19 protein-coding genes are annotated in these 19,939 nt (G+C 67.7%); 12 read left to right on the forward strand and 7 right to left on the reverse strand.

Translation table 11 applies throughout. The annotated features are described in order from the left end of the window. Positions 1–12: 12 nt before the first annotated feature. The gene (locus ACG10_RS16725; protein WP_089169072.1) at positions 13–513 is read right to left on the reverse strand and encodes a phosphate-starvation-inducible protein PsiE; all 501 of its coding nucleotides are present in this window, start codon (positions 511–513) and stop codon (positions 13–15) included. A 272-nt stretch (positions 514–785) separates the two neighbouring features. On the opposite strand from ACG10_RS16725, the gene ACG10_RS16730 reads away from it, so the two are divergent. The 4 genes from ACG10_RS16730 (at position 786) to ACG10_RS16745 (ending at position 4,313) form a co-directional block, all read left to right on the forward strand. Next, positions 786–1,001 (forward strand): DUF3509 domain-containing protein, encoded by a 216-nt coding sequence (locus ACG10_RS16730; protein WP_089169073.1) that lies wholly within the window; start codon positions 786–788, stop codon positions 999–1,001. A 323-nt stretch (positions 1,002–1,324) separates the two neighbouring features. Beyond that, positions 1,325–2,284: a Bug family tripartite tricarboxylate transporter substrate binding protein gene (locus ACG10_RS16735; protein ID WP_089169074.1), complete on the forward strand. Its 960-nt coding sequence runs from the start codon at positions 1,325–1,327 to the stop codon at positions 2,282–2,284. Position 2,285: 1 nt separating this feature from the next. Continuing rightward, positions 2,286–2,780 (forward strand): tripartite tricarboxylate transporter TctB family protein, encoded by a 495-nt coding sequence (locus tag ACG10_RS16740; RefSeq protein ID WP_089169075.1) that lies wholly within the window; start codon positions 2,286–2,288, stop codon positions 2,778–2,780. Positions 2,781–2,801: 21 nt separating this feature from the next. After that, positions 2,802–4,313: a tripartite tricarboxylate transporter permease gene (locus ACG10_RS16745; RefSeq protein ID WP_089169076.1), complete on the forward strand. Its 1,512-nt coding sequence runs from the start codon at positions 2,802–2,804 to the stop codon at positions 4,311–4,313. 95 nt (positions 4,314–4,408) lie between these two features. Here the strand turns inward: ACG10_RS16745 and ACG10_RS16750 are convergent, their stop codons facing one another. The 4 genes from ACG10_RS16750 to ACG10_RS16765 all read right to left on the reverse strand — a co-directional run bounded on the left by ACG10_RS16750 (position 4,409) and on the right by ACG10_RS16765 (position 8,752). Beyond that, positions 4,409–5,512, reverse strand: a complete 1,104-nt coding sequence (locus tag ACG10_RS16750; protein WP_089169077.1) for a dihydrolipoamide acetyltransferase family protein — start codon at positions 5,510–5,512, stop codon at positions 4,409–4,411. A 19-nt stretch (positions 5,513–5,531) separates the two neighbouring features. Beyond that, complete coding sequence (locus tag ACG10_RS16755) at positions 5,532–6,518, reverse strand: alpha-ketoacid dehydrogenase subunit beta (protein ID WP_089169078.1); 987 nt, start codon at positions 6,516–6,518, stop codon at positions 5,532–5,534. Continuing rightward, positions 6,511–7,599: a pyruvate dehydrogenase (acetyl-transferring) E1 component subunit alpha gene (pdhA, locus tag ACG10_RS16760; RefSeq protein WP_039805763.1), complete on the reverse strand. Its 1,089-nt coding sequence runs from the start codon at positions 7,597–7,599 to the stop codon at positions 6,511–6,513. The genes ACG10_RS16755 and pdhA overlap by 8 nt, the downstream gene beginning before the upstream one ends. Before the next feature lie 133 nt (positions 7,600–7,732). Further along, positions 7,733–8,752: a Leu/Phe/Val dehydrogenase gene (locus ACG10_RS16765; protein ID WP_089169079.1), complete on the reverse strand. Its 1,020-nt coding sequence runs from the start codon at positions 8,750–8,752 to the stop codon at positions 7,733–7,735. A gap of 124 nt (positions 8,753–8,876) precedes the next feature. Between ACG10_RS16765 and ACG10_RS16770 the strand changes: the two genes are divergently transcribed. Beyond that, positions 8,877–9,680 (forward strand): SirB1 family protein, encoded by an 804-nt coding sequence (locus tag ACG10_RS16770; RefSeq protein ID WP_089169080.1) that lies wholly within the window; start codon positions 8,877–8,879, stop codon positions 9,678–9,680. A gap of 125 nt (positions 9,681–9,805) precedes the next feature. On the opposite strand, the gene ACG10_RS16775 is transcribed toward ACG10_RS16770, so the two are convergent. After that, positions 9,806–10,564, reverse strand: coding sequence for a carbonic anhydrase (locus ACG10_RS16775; RefSeq protein WP_089169081.1), 759 nt, complete (start codon positions 10,562–10,564; stop codon positions 9,806–9,808). Positions 10,565–10,945: 381 nt separating this feature from the next. Here ACG10_RS16775 and ACG10_RS16780 point away from each other — a divergent pair, with 381 nt between their 5' ends. The 7 genes from ACG10_RS16780 to ACG10_RS16810 all read left to right on the forward strand — a co-directional run bounded on the left by ACG10_RS16780 (position 10,946) and on the right by ACG10_RS16810 (position 18,825). Continuing rightward, the gene (locus ACG10_RS16780) at positions 10,946–11,941 is read left to right on the forward strand and encodes a ribonuclease T2 (RefSeq protein ID WP_089169082.1); all 996 of its coding nucleotides are present in this window, start codon (positions 10,946–10,948) and stop codon (positions 11,939–11,941) included. 105 nt (positions 11,942–12,046) lie between these two features. Then, the gene (locus ACG10_RS16785; RefSeq protein WP_089169083.1) at positions 12,047–12,982 is read left to right on the forward strand and encodes a LysR family transcriptional regulator; all 936 of its coding nucleotides are present in this window, start codon (positions 12,047–12,049) and stop codon (positions 12,980–12,982) included. A gap of 224 nt (positions 12,983–13,206) precedes the next feature. Further along, positions 13,207–14,718, forward strand: a complete 1,512-nt coding sequence (locus tag ACG10_RS16790) for a CoA-acylating methylmalonate-semialdehyde dehydrogenase (protein ID WP_089169084.1) — start codon at positions 13,207–13,209, stop codon at positions 14,716–14,718. 38 nt (positions 14,719–14,756) lie between these two features. After that, positions 14,757–15,533 (forward strand): enoyl-CoA hydratase, encoded by a 777-nt coding sequence (locus ACG10_RS16795; protein ID WP_089169085.1) that lies wholly within the window; start codon positions 14,757–14,759, stop codon positions 15,531–15,533. Positions 15,534–15,677: 144 nt separating this feature from the next. After that, complete coding sequence (mmsB, locus tag ACG10_RS16800) at positions 15,678–16,574, forward strand: 3-hydroxyisobutyrate dehydrogenase (protein ID WP_089169086.1); 897 nt, start codon at positions 15,678–15,680, stop codon at positions 16,572–16,574. Further along, positions 16,571–17,653 carry an enoyl-CoA hydratase/isomerase family protein gene (locus tag ACG10_RS16805; protein ID WP_089169087.1) on the forward strand — a complete coding sequence of 361 codons (1,083 nt, stop codon included), beginning with the start codon at positions 16,571–16,573 and terminating at the stop codon, positions 17,651–17,653. The genes mmsB and ACG10_RS16805 overlap by 4 nt, the downstream gene beginning before the upstream one ends. A gap of 20 nt (positions 17,654–17,673) precedes the next feature. After that, positions 17,674–18,825: an acyl-CoA dehydrogenase family protein gene (locus ACG10_RS16810; protein WP_089169088.1), complete on the forward strand. Its 1,152-nt coding sequence runs from the start codon at positions 17,674–17,676 to the stop codon at positions 18,823–18,825. Between the two features lie 52 nt (positions 18,826–18,877). On the opposite strand, the gene ACG10_RS16815 is transcribed toward ACG10_RS16810, so the two are convergent. Continuing rightward, complete coding sequence (locus tag ACG10_RS16815) at positions 18,878–19,768, reverse strand: LysR family transcriptional regulator (RefSeq protein WP_089169927.1); 891 nt, start codon at positions 19,766–19,768, stop codon at positions 18,878–18,880. Positions 19,769–19,939: the final 171 nt, after the last annotated feature.

The following is a 19,939-nucleotide window of genomic DNA, read 5'->3' on the forward strand; positions in this document are numbered from 1 at the left end:
GGGGCGCTCCGATCATTCGGCCGTGGCGGCGGACTTTTCCTTCGAGGTCACGAAGCGCCGGCGCACCGACGACGGGCTGTCCGACTGCTCGGACGGGAAGCGCGAGGAGGCGTAGCGCACCACCAGGTTCGACACGGCCAGCAGCAGGATCGCCCCGGACACCATGACCACGCCCCAGGTGGGCGTGTGGTTGTGGGAAATGTCGCCGATCATCAGCCGGGTCAGCGCGGTGATCGCCACATAGATGAGGAAGCGGATCGGCATGTGGTTGGTCTTGAAGTAGATCCCCACCATGGCGCCGAGTTCGAGATAGATGAACAGCAGGAGAATGTCGTCGATGCTGATGTGCCCCTTCGCCACCATGTCGAAGAAGGCATGCACCGCGGCCCAGGCCGTCACGCCGCCGATGGCGAACAGCGCCATGTAGTGGAAACCCTCGACCAGCAGGTTGCCCAGCGACTCGGCCAGCCCATGCATGTGCTGCCGCAACTCTTCAGCTTTTTCGATCTTCAATTTACAGCCCTCGCGTAAGCGCCCGTCGGAGAAGGCCCGGCAGGCGGCCTTGAATGGATGCATGGAGCATGCAGGAAACAGACCAGATTGTCATCGCGATCCGTAGGGCATTATCAACGGCTCGGCGCCGGAACGCACTAGCACATGTTTTGCAAATCGTCGAATCAAACTCAAGGTCATTGATCGGGAAAATGGTCGGATAGCCGGCGCACGAACTTGCCCCCAGGCTGCCGGTCCATTTTTCATCAGCCACTGTTGCAGGAAATACGCCCATGGACAGCCCTTTCCAGATCCTCAGCGAGGCTTTCCAGGCGGACTACAACGTGAACTTCTGCGTGCAAAGCCTCGACGGCAGCATTCTGATGACCCTGTCCGACGACACGGGCATCGCCCTGCGCCACCTCATCGACGCCGAACAGTGGCGGAACCCGGACCGGCTGCCGGGCTGCATCGCGGCGGTGAAGGGCGAGTTGGCGAGCGGGAAATAAGGCAAGCCCCCCGCTTGCCGCCCTCCCCCAGCGCTGACAAGCCAGCTCCGAACCGCCTGTCCCGAACTGCCGGAAAAGCGCCAGCAGAACGGAAACAGTGATCCGTGGCCGGTTGAACCACTCAACATGTCGACGAAGACTGCAGTCCTGATGCCTTCAAGCCTTCCCGCGTCGAGGCTGGCTAAAATCTCCACGCGCTGACCTACACTTGTCCACGGGCGCACCTTCGCCGAGTGGCGTCCGGTCATTGGTCGAAACCCAACTGGAATGGATGACAAATATTCACCTGGCATCAATGCATCATTGGTGCCTGGAGACAACCCATGTTCGTCTCGCTCCGTCGCTTCGGTATATTGACCGTCACAGCCCTCACCCTGCTCGCCACATCGGCCCTTGCGCTGGACACCGTCAAATTCATGGTCCCCGGCCCCAGCGGCGGCGGTTATGACCAGACCGCCCGCCTATTGGGCAAGGCCTTGATCGAGGCCAAGGCGGCAAAGGCGGTCACCTTCGAGAACAAGGGCGGCGCCGGAGGAACGCTCGGGTTGGCGCAATTCGCCAACAGCACCAAGGGCGACCCGAATGCCCTGCTCATCGTCGGCGCGGTCATGGTCGGTGCCGTGGCACAGAACAAGCCGCCGATCACCTTGGAGCATGTGACGCCGATCGCGCGGCTTTTCCACGAATACAACGTGATCGCCGTGCGCAACGCGTCCCCCTACAAGACGCTGGACGACCTGCTGACCGAATTCAAGGCCAACCCGTCCAGCGTCAAATGGGCTGGCGGCTCCAAGGGTTCGGTGGATCACATCGGAATCGCCGAATTGGCGGGCAAGCTGAATATTCCAATCGACAAGGTGAACTACATCGCCTTCGGCGGAGGGGGCGAAGCCGTCGCGGCGACCCTGGGAGGCCATGTCACGGCGATCACCGGCGGCTATGCCGAGCTTTCAAAATACATTGAATCCGGTCAGTTCCGCGTACTCGCCGTCGGCTCGCCCACCCGCATTGCCAGTGTCGATGCACCGACGCTCAAAGAGCAGGGATTGGACATGACCACCGACAATTGGCGCGGTGTCTATGGCGCAGCCGACCTCACGCCTGCGCAACGCCAGGAAGTGACCGACGCTGTTCTGGCTGCCACCAACACAAACGTGTGGAAAAAAAGCCTTCAAGCCAATGCATGGCTACCCAGCTTCATCAGTGGCGATGACTTTGCCAGGTTCGTTGAAGATGAGCACTCTCGCCTGCGCGACATGCTGATCAAGGTCGGTCTGCTCTGATATGACCCGTCCTCGAAAAGTATGGCCGGCACAGCTGGCGGTAGGCGCAAGTCTCATCTTCATGAGTGCGGTATTGGCGTTCGGTGCATTCCGTTTTCCGGTGGAGAAGGGATTCACCATTCTGGGTGCTCACGTCTATCCCTATGCCGTGGCAGTGTTCCTGGGGATCGTAGGTGTATTGACAAGCCTTCAGGCTGTCACCGCTGGCTCCCGAGAGCCTGCATACGACAGCGGCAGAGTTACCAAGGCCCTGCCCGGCGGCAAGACTGGAGCCGCCTGGGTTACCGCGGGTCTTGCGATCTGTGCCCTGCTCATCACGCATATCGGGTTCGTACTGGCTGCGGCGCAGCTGTTTGCCTGTTCGGCCCATGGGTTCGGTAGCCGCCGTCCGGCACGGGACCTTGCCATCGGCATCGCTCTGGCACTACCGGTCTACTGGCTCTTCAGCATCGGGCTTGGAGTTTCCCTTCCGCCTCTCGTCAATGCCTGGATCTGAGCCGGGCTCAAGGAGGTAAACATGGAGGAAATCTTCTCGAGCCTGACCACAGGCTTCACCACGGCGCTTGTGCCGATCAATCTGCTATGTGGGTTTATCGGCTGCCTGCTTGGCACCGCGATCGGTGTCCTGCCGGGTATCGGACCGGCGCTGACGATTGCCCTGCTGCTGCCAATCACGGCCAAGGTCGATCCCACCGGCGCCCTGATCATGTTCGCCGGCATCTATTACGGCGCCCAGTTCGGAGGCTCCACAACCTCCATCCTGCTCAATGCGCCAGGAGAGTCGGCCTCCATGGTCACGGCCCTGGAAGGCAACTCGATGGCACGCAACGGACGGGCAGGCCCCGCCCTGGCAACGGCAGCCATCGGTTCATTCGTGGCCGGAACGATCGCCACGGTCTTGCTGACCCTTTTTGCGCCTGTCATTGCCGACTTCGCCCTGAGATTCGGCCCCGCGGAATATTTCGCGATTCTGGTGCTCGCCTTCACGACCGTGTCCGCGGTGCTCGGATCCTCCATGCTGCGCGGCCTCGCCTCGCTGGGCCTTGGACTGACCATCGGCTTGATCGGCCTGGACTCCCTCTCGGGCGTTGCCCGCTACACTTGGGGGATACCCGAGCTGATCGACGGCATCGAGGTCGTACTCGTTGCCGTCGGGCTGTTTGCCGTCGGTGAAGCCCTGTACGGCGTGCTCTACCAGGGGGAAGAAACGGGCAGCCGGCATCGTTTGACTTCCGTATGGATGACCCGCGCCGACTGGAAGCGATCGATTCCGGCCTGGCTACGGGGAACGCTCATCGGCTTTCCGTTCGGATCGATTCCGGCAGGCGGCGCTGAAATTCCGACTTTCCTGTCCTATTCGGCCGAGCGCAAACTCAGCAAGCATCCGCAAGAGTTCGCAGCCAACCAAGGCGAGGGGGCCATCGAGGGCGTTGCCGGCCCCGAGGCGGCCAACAACGCGAGCGCAACGGGCTCCCTGATACCGCTGCTGACCCTGGGCATACCCACCTCTGCCACCGCAGCGATTCTGTTGGCCGCTTTCCAGAACTACAACCTGCAGCCGGGTCCGCTGCTCTTCCAGACCTCAGGAGAGCTGGTCTGGGCCCTGGTTGCCTCTCTGTACATCGGCAACACCATCCTGCTCATCCTGAACCTTCCCCTGGTGGGCCTCTGGGTCAAGCTTCTCCGGATTCCCCGCCCCTACCTGAACGCCGGAATTCTGGTGTTCGCCACCATCGGCGTGTACGGCATGCGCCAGTCCTCCTTCGACCTCCTGCTCATGCTGGCGATCGGCTGGCTCGGGGTACTGATGCGCCGTCTCGATTTTCCCATCGCCCCCGTGATCGTGGGCATGCTGCTGGGCCCCATGGCCGAAAAGCAGCTGCGCAATGCCCTGTCCATCAGCCAGGGAGATTGGCTCGTGTTCGTGACGCAACCCATTTCTGCCGTGCTCCTCGCCCTGACGCTGCTGATCCTGATCGTCCCTCCCCTGCTGCACGCCCGCGGTATCCGCCTGCAGGGGCAGGACTGATCGCCATCGACAGGCAGCGGCGTCAGCCAACTGGCCTTCGCCGCTGTTCTGCCGGATTATCCCGATACGTCAGGGCCTGGGCTGTGGGGAAGAAGTCACGGCTGCTCCAGCGCCGCGACCAGCGCCTTGAGGAAGCGCGCCGCCTCGCCACCGGTGACCGCGCGGTGGTCGAAGGTCAAGGACAGCGGCAGCAGCGGATGCACCACCACCTGGCCGTCCACCGCCACCGGCTCCTCGCGGATCGCGCCGGCGCCGACGATGGCCACCTGCGGCGGCACCACCACGGGACTGGCATAGCGGCCGAACAGGGTGCCGTAGTTGGACAGGGTGAGGGTCGCGCCCATCATCTCCTGGGGCGGGATGGAGCGCGCCTGGACGTCGGCGCGCAGCCGCGCCATGCCCTCCTTCAGATCCTCGGCGCTACGCGCGCCGACGTTGCGCAGCACCGGCACGAAGAGGCCGTCCGGGGTATCCACGGCGATGCCCAGGTCGAGCTGGGCGTGCTGGCGCAGCGACAGACCCTTGCCGTCGAACCAGGCATTGAGCACCGGCTCCGTGGCGCAGGCGGCGGCGATCGCCATGGCCAGGCGCACCAGCGGGTCGCGGGCCTGCGCCCAGCGGTGCAGGTCGGCGTCGGCGAACAGGCTAACCGGCACCACCTCGGCATGCGCGCGGGCCATGTTGAGCGCCATGCTGCGCCGCACGCCGCGCAGCTTCTCGCCGCCGAAGCGCTCGCGCGCACCTTCCGCGGCGGCCTCCACGTCGGCGCGGGTGACCAGCCCGTCCGGCCCGGAGCCGCTCAGGCCGGCCAGCTCGACGCCGAGCTTCTGCGCCAGCTGGCGCACCGCCGGGGTCGCCCGCGGCGCCAGGTGCTCGCGGGTCGAGGGCGCGGCGCCGATGCAGAAGCTGTCCGCCTGGCCCTCGGCGCCGCCTTCCAGGCGGCCGACCACGGTACCGGCATCACCCTCCCCTTCGTAGCCGACCAAGGGCTCGCCGACGTGCAGCAGATCGCCCACCTGGCCGAAGATCTTCGCCACCACGCCATCATGGGGCGCCGGGATATCGACGATGGCCTTGGCGGTTTCCACCGAGACCAGCAGCTGGTCGGCCTTCACGCTGTCGCCAGCCCTGACGTGCCACTCGACGATCTCGGCTTCCTGCAGGCCCTCGCCGAGGTCGGGCAGTTTGAAATATTTCATGCTCGTTCTCCTCTGTCGCTCAGGCGTAGTCCAGCACCGTCTCGCAGGCGGCGAGGATGTCCTCGACGCCCGGCAGGTAGTACTGCTCCAGGCGATACAGCGGCGGCGGGATGTCCGGCGCGGTGACCCGCTGGATCGGCGCGTGCAGGTCGAGCAGGACACGCTCGTAGAGGCTGGCGGCGATCTCCGCGCCGACCGCGCAGCTCTTCGGCGCCTCGTGGACGATCACGCAGCGGCCGGTCTTGCGCACCGAGGCCTCCAGGGTGTCGAGGTCGAGCGGCTTGACGCAGGCGACGTCGATCACCTCGGCGTCGATGCCGCGCTCGGCCAGGGCGCTCGCGGCCTGCAGGCTCTCGTGGACGCTGGCGCCCCAGCTGACCAGGGTCAGGTCGCGGCCCTCGCGCAGGGTGAAGCAGCTGTCCAGCGGCAGGCGCAGGCCATCGTCGACCAGGGGCTGCGGGTTCATCCGGTACAGCCGGGTCGGCTCGAGGAAGATCACCGGGTCGGGGTCGTCGATGGCCGCCAGCAGCAGGCCGTAGGCCCGCGCCGGGGACGACGGCACCACCACACGCAGACCGGGAACGTGCGCGAACAGCGTCTCGGTGCTCTCGCTGTGGTGCTCCGGCGCGCGGATTCCGGCGCCCATCGGCGTGCGCAGCACCATCGGGCAGCTCAGCCGGCCGCGGGTGCGGTTGCGCAGGCGGCTGGCGTGGGATACCAGATGCTCCATGGCCGCGTAGATGAAACCCATGAACTGGATCTCAACCACCGGCCTGAGGCCCTGGGCGGCCATGCCCACCGCGAGGCCGGCGAGCATGGTCTCGGCCAGCGGCGTGTCGAGCACCCGCTTGAAGCCGAAGGCCTCGCGCAGCCCGAGGGTGGCGCGGAACACCCCGCCGTTGACCCCCACGTCCTCGCCGAGCACCACCACGTTGTCGTCGTCGCGCATCGCCCGGTGCAGGGCCAGGTTGACCGCCTCCACCAGGGTGTATTTGCCGTTACTCATGATGTTCGCCTCCCTGGCGCCGGGCCAGCCGCTCCTCGAGCATCTCGCGCTGCTCGGCCAGCGCCGCCGGCCAGCGGGCGTAGACGTAGTCGAGCACCGAGCCCAAGGGCTGCATGCCGGCCGCCTCGAAGCTCTCCACGGCGCGCTGCACCTCGGCCTGGCAGTCGGCGATCAGCGCCTGCTCGCGGCCCTCGTCCCACACGCCCTGGGCGGCGAGGAAGGCCTGCAGGCGCCTGACCGGCTCCTCCTCCCAGGCCTGGCGGACCTCCTCGGCGGAGCGGTAGCGGGTCGCGTCGTCGGCGGTGGTGTGGTCGCCCAGGCGGTAGCTCAGACACTCCAGCAGCACCGGTCCCTTGCCGTGGCGGGCGCGCGCCAGGGCCTGGCGCATGCGGTCGCAGACGGCAAGGATGTCGTTGCCGTCGACCTGCTCGCCGTGGATGCCGGCGCCGATCGCCTTCTGCGCCAGGGTCGGCGCGCCGCACTGGATGCGCCGCGGCACCGAGATCGCCCACTGGTTGTTGTTGACCACGAAGACCACTGGCAGCTGCCAGGCGCCGGCGACGTTCAGCGCCTCGAGGAAGTCGCCCTTGCTGGTCGCGCCGTCGCCGCAGGTGGTGACGGCGACGCGGTGCTCGCCGCGGACCTTGAACGCCGTGGCCACGCCGCAGGCATGCAGGGCCTGGGTGGCGATCGGCACGCAGATCGGGAAATCCTGGGCGGCCAGCGGATCGACGAAGTCGCTGCCGCGCTCGTCGCCGCCCCAGTAGAGGAGAATCTCCTCCATGCGCACCCCGCGCATCAGCTGCACGGCGGTGTCGCGGTAATAGGGCACCAGCACGTCCTCGGCCTGCATCAGGCTGCCGATGGCCACGCCGATGGCCTCCTGGCCGAGGGTCGGCGCGTAGGTGCCGATCCGTCCGGTGCGCTGCAGGGCCACCGCCTTCTGGTCGAACAGGCGGGTCAGCACCATCTGCCGGTAGAGTCGGGTCAGCAGGTTGAAGTCGTCGGCCCAGCCGGGCAGCTCGGCCACCGGGCGGCCGTCGGGCGCCAGGTAGCGGGTATAGGGAAGTTCGGGTGACATTCTGGGCTCCTCAGCGCCTTGTGGGCGCGTCCGAACCCGCCGCTCGTGACGGCGGGCAGTGCACGAAATGCATGTCGAAAGTCGCGAAGGCGCGGGTGGCGTGGCGCTCCCCGGCGCCGGCACCCCCTGAACTCTAGCCGTAGATCAGCCGCTCCGCCTCCTCGTCGGCGATCCGCGCCGGCGAGCGCTCCTCAGCCTGGGCGCGCGCGTAGATGGCGCTCAGCCGCTGGCGGATGCCGCCCAGGTGCGCGCCGATGCTCTCGTCGCTTTCGCCGCGATGGCGCAGCGCCACGTAGACCAGCCCGCCGGCATTGATGACGTAGTCCGGCGCATAGAGGATGCCGCGCCGCTGCAGCAGGTCGGCGACCTCCGGGCCGGCCAGCTGGTTGTTCGCCGCGCCGGCCACCGCGGCGCAGCGCAGCGCGCCGACCGACTCGGCGTTGAGGATGCCGCCCAGCCCGCAGGGCACCAGGATGTCGCAGGGCTCGCAGAGCAGCGCGTCGCTGGCCACCGGGCGCGCGCCCAGGTGTTCCACCGCCTGCTGCACGCGGCCCTGGTCGAGGTCGCTGACCAGCAGCTCGGCGCCGGCCGCGGCGAGCCGCTCGACCAGCGCATAGCCGACATGACCGAGGCCCTGCACGGCGATGCGCAGGCCCTCCAGCTCCTCGCAGCCGAGGCGCGCCTGGGCCGTGGCGCGGATGCCGGCGAACACCCCCTCGGCGGTATGCGGCGAGGGATCGCCCTCGTCGGTGGTGCTGGTGACGTGCCGGGTCTGGCAGGCGATGCAGTCCATGTCGGCGCTCGAGGTGCCGCTGTCGACGGCGGTGATGTAGCGGCCGCCCAGGGAGTCGATGAAACGCCCGAAGGCCTGGAACAGCGCGCAGCGATCGCCGATGTGCGGCGGCCGGATCAGCACCGCCTTGCCGCCGCCGAGTTCCAGCTCGGCCAGCGCGGCCTTGTAGCTCATGCCCTGGGCCAGGCGCATGGCATCGCGCACGGCGCTTTCGGTGTCGGGATAGTCGAGGAAGCGGCAGCCGCCGAGCGCGGGGCCGAGGCGGGTGTTGTGGATGGCGATGATGGCCTCGAGGCCGGTGACGGGATCCCGCGCCAGATGCAATGCCTCGAGCCGGGCGGCCTTCATCAGGGCGAACATGGCGATACTCCCCTGCTGCTGTTCACCCTGAGTATAGGCGCGGCCCCCGGAATACAGCGGCCGGCGCGTTCTGGACGAATCGTCCCGCAGCGGCTAAAAACAGGACAAGTAGTGGAGTATGCCCATGAACTCGCGCCAAGCCTGCTTTGCCTGCCTGCAACGCGACCCGCCGGCCCTCTTCGAGGCGGCCCTGTGGATCGCCACCGAGCACGACCCCGCGCTGCGTCCCGAACTCGTCCTGCGCGACCTCGGCGGACTGGCGCAGCAGGTCGCCAGCGGCCTGCCCGGCCTGCCGGCGCGGGAGCTGGGCCAGCCGCTGCTGCGCCTGCTGCACGACCTGGGCTTCCACGAGGAGGGCCACCTGCCCCTGCGCCCGCATGCCCTGCTGCTGCACCGGGTGCTGGAGAAGCGCCGCGGCCATCCGCTGGCGCTGGCGCTGATCGCCCTGGAAATCGCCCGGCGCCTGGAGATCCCCCTGTACGGCGTGGATTTCCCCGGCCAGATCCTGCTGCGCATGGAAAACGCCGACCACCTGCTCGATCCCGTCAGCGGCCGCCGCCTGTACAACCGCGACTGCCGCGAGCTGCTGCTGCGCCAGCCCGGCGCGCCGGCGGAACTCGAAAGCCGCCACCTGCAGCCCTGCGCCGCGCACAACCTGCTGCAGCAGCTGTCGCGCCAGCTGCGCCAGCTGCACCGCCAGGAGGACGATCCGCTGGCCGCCCTGAAGGACGCCGAGCGGGTCCTGCTGCTCGGTCCGCCCAGCGTCGCCGACCACCTCGCCCGCGCCGAGCTCTACCAGCAGCTCGAATGTCCCCAGGGCGAGCGTTTCGACCTGCAGCGCGCCCTGCTGCTCTGCGACGACCCGGCCGAGCGCCTGCAGCTGAGCCAGCGCCTGCGCCAGGTGGAAGTGGTGGCGGCGCTGCATTGAGCGCCTGGAAAGGCGTGGACGAGGCCGGTGCGGAGGCAGGCCGGACAAAAGTGCCGGCCGGAGGGAGCGGGGAACGGCCGAAGGCGTCGTGGCGCGGACCTGCCCGGCCGTCCCCGAACCCCGGATTACAGGCGGGCCTGCACCGCGCGACCGTTGAGCGGCTGCACCGGGCGGGCATTCATCGGATAGAGCTGCTTGAACGCGGCGATCTGCTCCGCGGAAACCTCCACCGGCTGCCTGAGCACATGCCAGCGGACCCCCTCGGTGCACGGCGGCGTGGTCAGCGAGCCGATGTAGTGGTAGTAGTCCTGCTCCTCCGGCAGCAGGTGGGCCGGATGGAAGGCCTCGGCCAGTTCGGCCTTGGCATGGGCCTCGTCCGGCATGGCGGCGAACACCTTGTCCAGCGCCTCGTGCTTCCCGCCCTCCTTGAACAGCACGGCCACCACCGCCAGCTCGCCGGCGCCGCTGCGATGCACCATGTGGGCGACCATCGGATAGTGCTCGCCGTTCACCCGCTCCTCGCTGGGCGTATGGAAGTGGAACTGGTGCAGGCGGAAACTCTCCTCGCCCAGCTTGATGTGGCCGGCGGCATCGAAATCGATCTGCACGGTGTGCCCGTTGTTGGCGACCTTCGCCGCGCTCGGCGCGTATTCGAAGCCGATGGGCGACAGCTCGGCTGCGGCGACGGCGGAATGCTGGATATCGATGGGCGACTGGGCCTGGCCCTGCTTGCAGGTCGCGTAGTCGCTGTGCAGGTTGCCCCACTGCTCGGCGCCGCTATGCCCCTCGTAGGTCCAGTGCGGCTTGCCGTGATGGCCTTCGGAGGCGACGGCGCTGGAAATGGCCAGCGCGAGCAGAACCGGTGCGGCAATGACTTTCTTCATGGATGACCTTGTTGTTTTTTCGTAGTGATCGTGAGTGTTGCAACTTGCCGGGAACCTTCTCGAAAGCCGAAAGACGCGCAGCCGAATGCCGCCGGAACTTCGTGCGAAGTAACGGCGCGGGCAACTTTCGTCGACAACCTTGCGTAGTGAAACTACAGAAGAAGATACCTGTCCCGGCGCGACCGGTAGCAAAAGGAAATCCATTCCATCAGCCGGCCTTGTTATAGTGGCACAATTGTAGCATTGGCCTTTTCAAAGGAAACATTTAAACAAACTTTGTAACATCTCGACATACCTGCGACCTTGCCATCGATATATCCGGCATCCCCCGGCGTAGACACCTTAATTTATTTTCCAGCAATAAAAAGTAACAAAATCCCCATGAAAAGATCCGCACTGCCTCTCCTGCTTTGCCTGCTGGCCGGCACCACCTGGGCCAGCCAGCCCGCCTCGGGCACCTTCGTCGCCAGCCAGAACTGCGAGGCCTACCTGTCGTTCCGCAAGCAGACCAACCCCGGCGCGGCGAAGACCGAAAGCGGCCGCGAATACCGGGTTCGCGAGATCGACGAACGGGATTACCAGTGGCTGCGGATCGAGATGCCCGGCATCGCCGAACCGCTGCGCTGGGTGCCGGAAGCCTGCGGTACGGTCAAGGACATGGCGCAGGCGAAACCGGCCGGCCGCGAACCCCGGCAACAGTCCGCCGGCATCTGCCAGACCCCGGGCCTGCAGGACAGCTACGTACTGGCAATTACCTGGCAGCCGGGGTTCTGCGAACACAAGCTGGATAAAAGCAAGAGCAAACAGAAACCCGAGTGCCGGGCTCTGGACAGTGGCGAACTGAATATCGCCCACTTCACCCTGCATGGACTCTGGCCGAACAAGAAAGAGTGCGGCAAGAATTACGGCAACTGCTCTAGAACGGACATCCAGCTCAGTGAAGAAACACTTTCCTATATCAAACCCTGGATGCCGAACTTCCACTTCGAGAACGCCTTCGGCAACTACGAATGGAAGAAACACGGCACTTGCCAGACCCATATGGACGACGATGGGTATTTCCGCCAGGCGGTGACCGCGGTACGCACGGTCAACGATTCGGAACTCGGCCAGTACATCCGGGCGAACATCGGCAAGAGCGTCGAACGCCGCAAACTGCAGGACATCCTCAGGCGCACCCATCCGGACGCCCCCAACAGCTTCAGCTTCCTGTGCACCGGCAACCGCCTCCACGAGATCCAGGTACGGCTGCCGGTGGACTTCCGGGAAGGTCCGACCCTCGCCGGGCTGATCGGTCCGCAACCACCCAAAACGCGCAGCGCCGTCCCGGGCGAATGCAGCCAGGAACGCATCCTGATCGAGCAGAGCGGACGCTGAGCGGACGGAAAAGGCCGGCGCCGGCGATTCTTGAGCGATTTTCAAGGCAACAAGCGCAGCGGCTTTGCGCATAATCGGCCTGTTTCCCGTCCCGGAGTAGCAGTCATGGATATCCTGCAAGCGATGCGCGCCTTCGTGCGGGTGGTGGACAGCGGCAGCTTCACCGCCGCGGCCACCTCCCTGCAGCTTTCCAACGCCCAGGTGTCGCGCCTGGTGTCCGATCTGGAGGCCAGCCTGCAGGCGCGCCTGCTGCACCGCACCACCCGCCGCCTGGCGGTGACCGAAGCCGGCGAGCGCTACCTGCAGCGCTGCCGGAGCATCCTCGCCGAGGTGCACGACGCCGCCGTCGAGGCCAGCGGCGCACACCTGACACCGCGCGGCCGCCTGCGCGTGCACTCGATCACCAGCCTCGGCACCCTGCAGCTGGCGCCGCTGGTGGCGCACTACACCGCGCTGTATCCCGAGGTCACCCTGGAGCTGACCCTGTCGCAGCGCACCCCGGACCTGCTCGAGGAGGGACACGACGTGGTCATCACCCTGTCCCGCGACCTGCCCGATTCGGATCTGGTGGCCCAGCGCCTGGGCGATTTGCACAGCGTGGTCTGCGCCGCGCCGCACTACCTCGAACGGCACGGCACCCCGAAGACCCCCCAGGACCTGCACGAGCACCGCTGCCTGCGCCTGGTCGATCCGCTGTTCCCCGACCGCTGGGTGTTCCAGGACGGCGACGCCGAGCTGATCGTGCGCCCCGGCGACCACTTCCAGGTCAACGTCGCGGAGGCGCTGGCCCAGACCGCGGCGGCCGGCATGGGCGTCTGCCTGCTGCCCAGCTTCGTCGCCGCCAAGGCCCTCCGTCAGGGCAGCCTGAGGCGCCTGCTGCCGCAATACCAGTTGCACCAGCGGAGCATCTACGCGCTCTATCCCTCGCGCAGCTTCCTCGACGCCAAGATCCGCACCTGGATCGAACTGCTCAAGGAGGAACTGCCCCGGGCCTTTGCCCAGGACCAGCAGATCCTCGACGACGCGGCCTACTGGGCCTGACCCTCGAAAGACTCGGCGTCGGCCCGGAGAGCAGGCCGCAGCCGCACCCGGCTCATGGCGAAATGCCGCCCGCCCCGCCTCGATGATAATGTGCATTTCTGCAGAGTCGCTCTGCAGATATCGCCATTGTATCGAGCAAATTCGCACTGCTAGGCTCCAACCATTCCTCGCAGCGGTCAGCGAGCCCCATAACAACAAAAAGGCCCGGCAGGCGGAGACACGCGATGATCCACTCCAGCTCCATCCCCAGCATCAAACTGCTGATCGACGGCCAGTTCGTCGAATCCACCACCACGCAATGGCGCGACGTCGTCAACCCGGCGACCCAGCAGGTCCTGGCCCGCGTCCCCTTCGCCACCGCCGAAGAAATGCACGCCGCGGTGGCCAGCGCCCGCGAGGCCTTCAAGAGCTGGCGCAGGACGCCGATCGGCACCCGGGCGCGGATCTTCCTGAAATACCAGCAACTGATCCGCGAGCACCTCAAGGAGCTGGCGGCGATCCTCACCGCCGAGCAGGGCAAGACCCTGGCCGACGCCGAGGGTGACGTGCTCCGCGGCCTGGAGGTGGTCGAGCACGCCGCCGGCATCGGCAACCTGCAGCTCGGCGAGCTGGCCAACAACGTGGCCGCCGGCGTCGACACCTACACCCTGCTGCAGCCGCTCGGCGTCTGCGCCGGCATCACCCCGTTCAACTTCCCGGCGATGATCCCGCTGTGGATGTTCCCGATGGCCATCGCCACCGGCAACACCTTCGTCCTCAAGCCCTCCGAACAGGACCCGATGGTCACCATGCGCCTGGTCGAGCTGGCCCTGGAGGCCGGCATCCCGCCGGGGGTGCTCAACGTGATCCACGGCGGCGCCGAGGCGGTCGACCTGCTCTGCGACCACCCGGACATCAAGGCGATCTCCTTCGTCGGCTCGAGCCGGGTCGGCAGCCACGTCTACAACCGCGCCTCGCAGAACGGCAAGCGCGTGCAGTGCATGATGGGCGCGAAGAACCACGGGATCGTCCTGCCCGACGCGCACAAGGAGCAGACCCTCGCCAACCTGGCCGGTGCCGCCTTCGGCGCGGCGGGACAGCGCTGCATGGCGCTGTCGGTGGCGATCCTGGTCGGCGAGGCGCGGGCCTGGCTGCCGGAGCTGGTGGAGAAGGCCAAAACGCTCAAGGTCGGCGCCGGCAGCGAGCCCGGCACCGATGTCGGCCCGCTGATCTCCTGCGCGGCGCTGGACCGGGTCGGCGGCCTGATCGAGCGCGGCGTGCGGGAAGGTGCCCGGCTGGAGCTGGACGGCCGCAACCCCGCCGTGGCCGGCTACGCGCAGGGCAACTTCGTCGGCCCGACGATCTTCTCCGGGGTCAGCGCCGATATGAGCATCTACCGCGAGGAGATCTTCGGCCCGGTGCTCTGCGTGATGCGGGCCGAAACCCTCGACGAGGCCATCGCCATCGTCAACGCCAACCCCCACGGCAACGGCACCGCCCTGTTCACCCGCTCCGGCGCCGCCGCCCGGCACTTCCAGGAGGAGATCGACGTCGGCCAGGTCGGCATCAACGTGCCGATCCCGGTGCCGGTGCCGATCTTCTCCTTCAGCGGCTCGCGGGCCTCCAAGCTCGGCGACCTCGGCCCCTACGGCAAGCAGGTGGTGCAGTTCTACACCCAGACCAAGACCGTCACCCAGCGCTGGTTCGACGAGAGCGAAGTCGGCGGCCCGGTCAACACCACCATCACCCTCAAGTAAAACCGTGCGCCTCGCGCACCGAGAAAGGAAGCGTTGCCATGACCTACGAGAACCTGCTGCTGGAAATGCACGGCAAGGTCGCGCTGATCACCCTCAACCGCCCGCAGGCCCTGAATGCCCTGTCGCCGGCGCTGACCGCCGAGCTGAGCGCCCTGCTCGATGCCCTGGAAGCCGACGACGGCGTCGCCGCGCTGGTCCTCACCGGCAGCGGGAAGGCCTTCGCCGCCGGCGCCGACATCAAGGCGATGAAGGACTGGAGCTACATGGACGTCTACAAGTCCGACTTCATCACCGCCAGCTGGGAGCGCCTGGCCAGCTTCCGCAAGCCGAGCATCGCCGCGGTGGCCGGCTACGCCCTGGGCGGCGGCTGCGAGCTGGCGATGATGTGCGACTTCATCATCGCCGCCGACAGCGCCCGGTTCGGCCAGCCGGAAATCACCCTCGGCACCATTCCGGGCGCCGGCGGCACCCAGCGCCTGACCCGCTTCATCGGCAAGGCCAAGGCCATGGACATGGTCCTCACCGGGCGCCTGATCGACGCCCAGGAAGCCGAGCGCTGCGGTCTGGTCAGCCGCCTGGTGCCGGCCGACAAGCTGATCGAGGAGGCGCTCGCCGCCGCCGGGAAGATCGCCCAGATGTCCGCGCCCATCGCCATGATGGCCAAGGAGTCGGTCAACCGCGCCTTCGAGACCGGCCTCGCCGAGGGCATCCGCTTCGAGCGCCGGCTGTTCCACTCTACCTTCGCCACCGAGGACCAGAAGGAAGGCATGGCCGCCTTCGTCGAGAAGCGCCAGCCCAGCTTCAGGAACCGCTGACGAGGCCTGTGCTCTCCCTTGCCGGAGAGCCGTAGGAGCGAATTCATTCGCGATGCCGGCAAAAGCAGAAGCATCGCGGATGAATCCGCTCCTACAGCCGGCGCCAGCCGCCCCATCCCATAACAAGAACAAGAGGACACCACCATGCATATCGGCTTTCTCGGCCTCGGCAACATGGGTGCGCCCATGGCCCGCAACCTGCTCAAGGCCGGCCACCGGCTGAGCGTCTTCGACCTGTCGGAGGCGGCCGTGGCCGGCCTGGTCGAGGCCGGCGCCACGGCCGCCGCCTCCCCCGCCGCGCTGGCGCGGACGGACGTCGAGCTGATCGTCAGCATGCTGCCCGCCGCCGCCCAGGTGAAGAGCGTCTACCTCGGCGCGGACGGCCTGATCGCCCAGGTCCGCCCCGGCGTCCTGCTGATCGACAGCTCGACCATCGACCCGCTGAGCGCCCGGGAAGTCGCCGCCGCGGCGCGCGCCCACGACAACCCGATGCTCGATGCGCCGGTGTCCGGCGGTACCGGCGGCGCCGCCGCCGGCACCCTGACCTTCATGGTCGGCGGCGCGGCGGAGGATTTCGAGCGCGCCCGGCCGGTCCTCGCCGCCATGGGCAGGAACATCGTCCACTGCGGCGGCGCCGGCAACGGCCAGGTCGCCAAGGTGGCCAACAACCTGCTGCTCGGCATCTCGATGATCGGCGTCGCCGAGGCCATGAGCCTGGGCGTCGCCCTGGGCATGGACCCGCAGGTGCTGGCCGGCATCCTCAATACCTCCAGCGGCCGCTGCTGGAGCTCGGACACCTACAACCCCTTTCCCGGCGTGCTGGAGAATGCCCCGGCTTCCCGCGGCTACAGCGGCGGCTTCGGCACCGACCTGATGCTCAAGGACCTCGGCCTGGCCAGCGAGGCCGCCCGCGAGGCGCGCCAGCCGGTGTTCCTCGGCGCCCTCGCCCAGCAGCTCTACCAGGCGTTCAGCGCCCAGGGCAACGGCGCCCTGGACTTCTCCGCGATCATCAACCTCTACCGCAAGGACGCCCAGGCATGAGCGAAGCCCCCGTACTGGCGGCGGTGCGCAACCGCATCGGCCACCTCACCCTCAACCGCCCGGCCGGCCTGAACGCCCTCAGCCTGCCGATGGTCCGCCTCCTGCACCGGCAGTTGCAGGCCTGGGCCGACGACCCGCAGATTCTCGCCGTGGTCCTGCGCGCCAACGGCGAGAAGGCCTTCTGCGCCGGCGGCGACATCCGCTGGCTGTACGAGAGCTACAAACAGGCCGACGGCCAGCACGACATCTTCTTCGTCGAGGAATACGCCCTCGACCAGTACATCCACGCCTACCCCAAGCCGGTGCTGGCGCTGCTCGATGGCTTCGTCCTCGGCGGCGGCATGGGCCTGGCCCAGGGCGCCGCGCTGCGGGTGGTCAGCGAGCGGGTGAGGATGGGCATGCCCGAGGTCGGCATCGGCTACTTCCCGGACGTCGGCGGCAGCTACTTCCTGTCGCGCATGCCGGGCGAGCTGGGCACCTACCTGGGCGTCACCGGCGTGCATGTGCGCAGCGCCGACGCCCTCTACGGCGGCCTGGCCGACTGCCATCTGCCCGTCGAGCAGTTCGCCGAGCTGGACCGCTGCCTGGACCAGATGGGCTGGAACGTGCATCCCGCCGAGGCCCTGCGCACCCTGCTCGCCACCCTGGCCGCGAACCGGCTGCCGGCCTCGGAGCTCGCCGCCCTCCGCCCGGCCATCGACCGGCACTTCGCCCTGCCGGACATCGCCGCCATCCGCGCCTCGCTGCAGGCGGAGCGGCGCCCCGAGTACCGCGACTGGGCCGAGGAAACCCTCGGACTGCTGGAAGGCCGCTCGCCGCTGGCCGTCTGCCTGACCCTGGAGCTGCTGCGCCGCGGCCGCGCGCTGTCCCTCGCCGACTGCTTCGCCCTGGAGCTGCACCTGGACCGCCAGTGGTTCGCCAGCGGCGACATCATGGAGGGCGTGCGCGCCCTACTGATCGACAGGGACAAGGCGCCGCGCTGGAACCCGCCCCGCCTGGCGGACGTCACGCCGGAACGGGTCCAGACTTTCTTTGCCGGCTTCCGGCCGAGCGCCGGCAAGACCCGCCGCCAGGCCTGAGCGAACGAGAGGTGAGCGCGATGCACGATATCGAACTGAGCGAAGAGCAACGCATGATCCGCGACCTGGCCCGGGACTTCGCCCGCCGCGAGGTCGCCCCGCGGGCGCAGGCCTGGGAAAAGGCCGGCTGGATCGACGATGCCCTGGTGGCGCAGATGGGCGAACTGGGCCTGCTCGGCATGGTGGTGCCGGAAGAATGGGGCGGCAGCTACGTCGACTACGTCGCCTACGCCCTGGCGGTGGAGGAGATCTCCGCCGGCGACGGCGCCCTCGGCACGCTGATGAGCGTCCACAACTCGGTCGGCTGCGGCCCCCTCCTGCAATACGGCAGCCAGGCGCAGAAGGACGCCTGGCTGACCGAACTGGCCACGGGCCGCGCCATCGGCTGCTTCTGCCTGACCGAGCCGCAGGCCGGCTCGGAGGCGCACAACCTGCGCAGCCGCGCCGAACTCAGGGACGGCCGCTGGGTGCTCGACGGCGCCAAGCAGTTCGTCAGCAACGCCAGCCGCGCCCGGCTGGCCATTGTCTTCGCGGTGACCGACCCGGAACTCGGCAAGAAGGGCCTGTCGGCCTTCCTGGTGCCCACCGACACCCCAGGCTTCGTCGTCGAGCGCCGCGAGCACAAGATGGGCATCCGCGCCGCCGACACCTGCGCGGTGAGCCTCTCCGGCTGCAGCATCCCCGCACAGAACCTGCTCGGCGAGCGCGGCAAGGGGCTGGCCATCGCCCTCTCGAATCTGGAGGGCGGGCGCATCGGCATCGCCGCCCAGGCGCTCGGTATCGCCCGCGCGGCGTTCGAGGCGGCGCTGGCCTATGCCCGCGAGCGCGTGCAGTTCGGCAAGCCGATCGTCGAGCACCAGAGCATCGCCAACCTGCTGGCCGACATGCACACCCAGCTCAACGCCGCGCGCCTCTTGACCCTGCACGCCGCGCGCCTGAAGAGCGCCGGACTGCCCTGCCTGTCGGAGGCCTCGCAGGCCAAGCTGTACGCCTCGGAAATGGCCGAGCGGGTCTGCTCCAAGGCCATCCAGATCCACGGCGGCTACGGCTACCTGGAGGACTATCCGGTGGAGCGCTATTACCGCGACGCGCGGATCACCCAGATCTACGAAGGCACCAGCGAGATCCAGCGCCTGCTGATCGCCCGCGAGCTGGCCCACTACCCGCTGTGAGCCTCCGGGCAAGCAGTGGCTCGCAACGGCAGGCCCGCAGCGGGCCTGCCGCTCAGCGCCCCATCATCAAGTCCTGATGCTGGCGGGCCATGTCGCGCAGGAAATCCCAGGTCACGCGCATCCGCGCCAGGTCCTTGCTCTCCACCGGCATCAGCATCCAGAAGGTGCGGGTGAACTCCACCTGGTCGGCGAGCAGCTCCACCAGCGCAGGGTCCCTGCGCGCCGCGAAGCTGGGCAGGATGGCGATGCCGGCGCCGGCGGCGGTGGCCCTCTGCTGGGCGAGGATGCTGGTGCTGCGCAGGGCGATCTGCCGCGGTCGGCCGATATCGTCCAGATAGTGCAGCTCCTTGCTGTAGAGCAGGTCCTCGATGTAGCTGACGAAGCTGTGCTGCCTCAGATCGTCGCGCCCGCCGATCGGCGGATGGGCGGCGAGATAGTCCGCCGAGGCGTAGAGACGCAGCACGTAGTCGGTCAGCTTGGTGATGACGTAGGGGCCGCGCTCGGGGCGCTCCAGGGTGATGACGATGTCCGCCTCGTGGCGGGCCAGATGCACCATGCGCGGCACGGCCAGCAGGTCGACGCAGAGGTGGGGATGGCGCCGGGTCAGGGCCGCCAGCTGGCCGGCGAGCAGCTCGACGCCGTAGCCCTCGGTGGCGCCGATCCGCACCAGTCCGGACAGGTTGTCGGCGCTGCCCGAATCCTCCTGCTCGATGGCCAGATAGGCGCTTTCCATCGCCTCCACCTGGACCAGCAAGCGGCGCCCCGCCTCCGTCGGGGCGTAGCCCGAGCCACTGCGGATGAACAGCGGCTGCCCGAGGCTCTTCTCCAGCGCCTGCACCCGCCGCGCCACCGTGGTGTGATCGACGCCGAGGCGCCGCGCCGCCACCGTCAGCTTTTTCGCCCGCGACAGTTCGAGAAAGAAGCGCAGATTGTCCCAGTCCATGTCCTTGCCTTGGGGAAGATCGCAAATTTCGATCATGCAGCGCCGAGGCAGTTTTGCACAGTCCGGCTCTTTGCCTTCGGCTTCTGTGCATAAATGCAGAGCAGCTCTGCGCATGGCCGCCTTGCCAAGGGGGGGCGCACTGTTAGGCTCAGAGGTGATCCGCCGAACGCG

It is taken from the genome of Azotobacter chroococcum, from assembly GCF_002220155.1.
In the GTDB taxonomy this organism is placed as follows: domain Bacteria; phylum Pseudomonadota; class Gammaproteobacteria; order Pseudomonadales; family Pseudomonadaceae; genus Azotobacter; species Azotobacter chroococcum.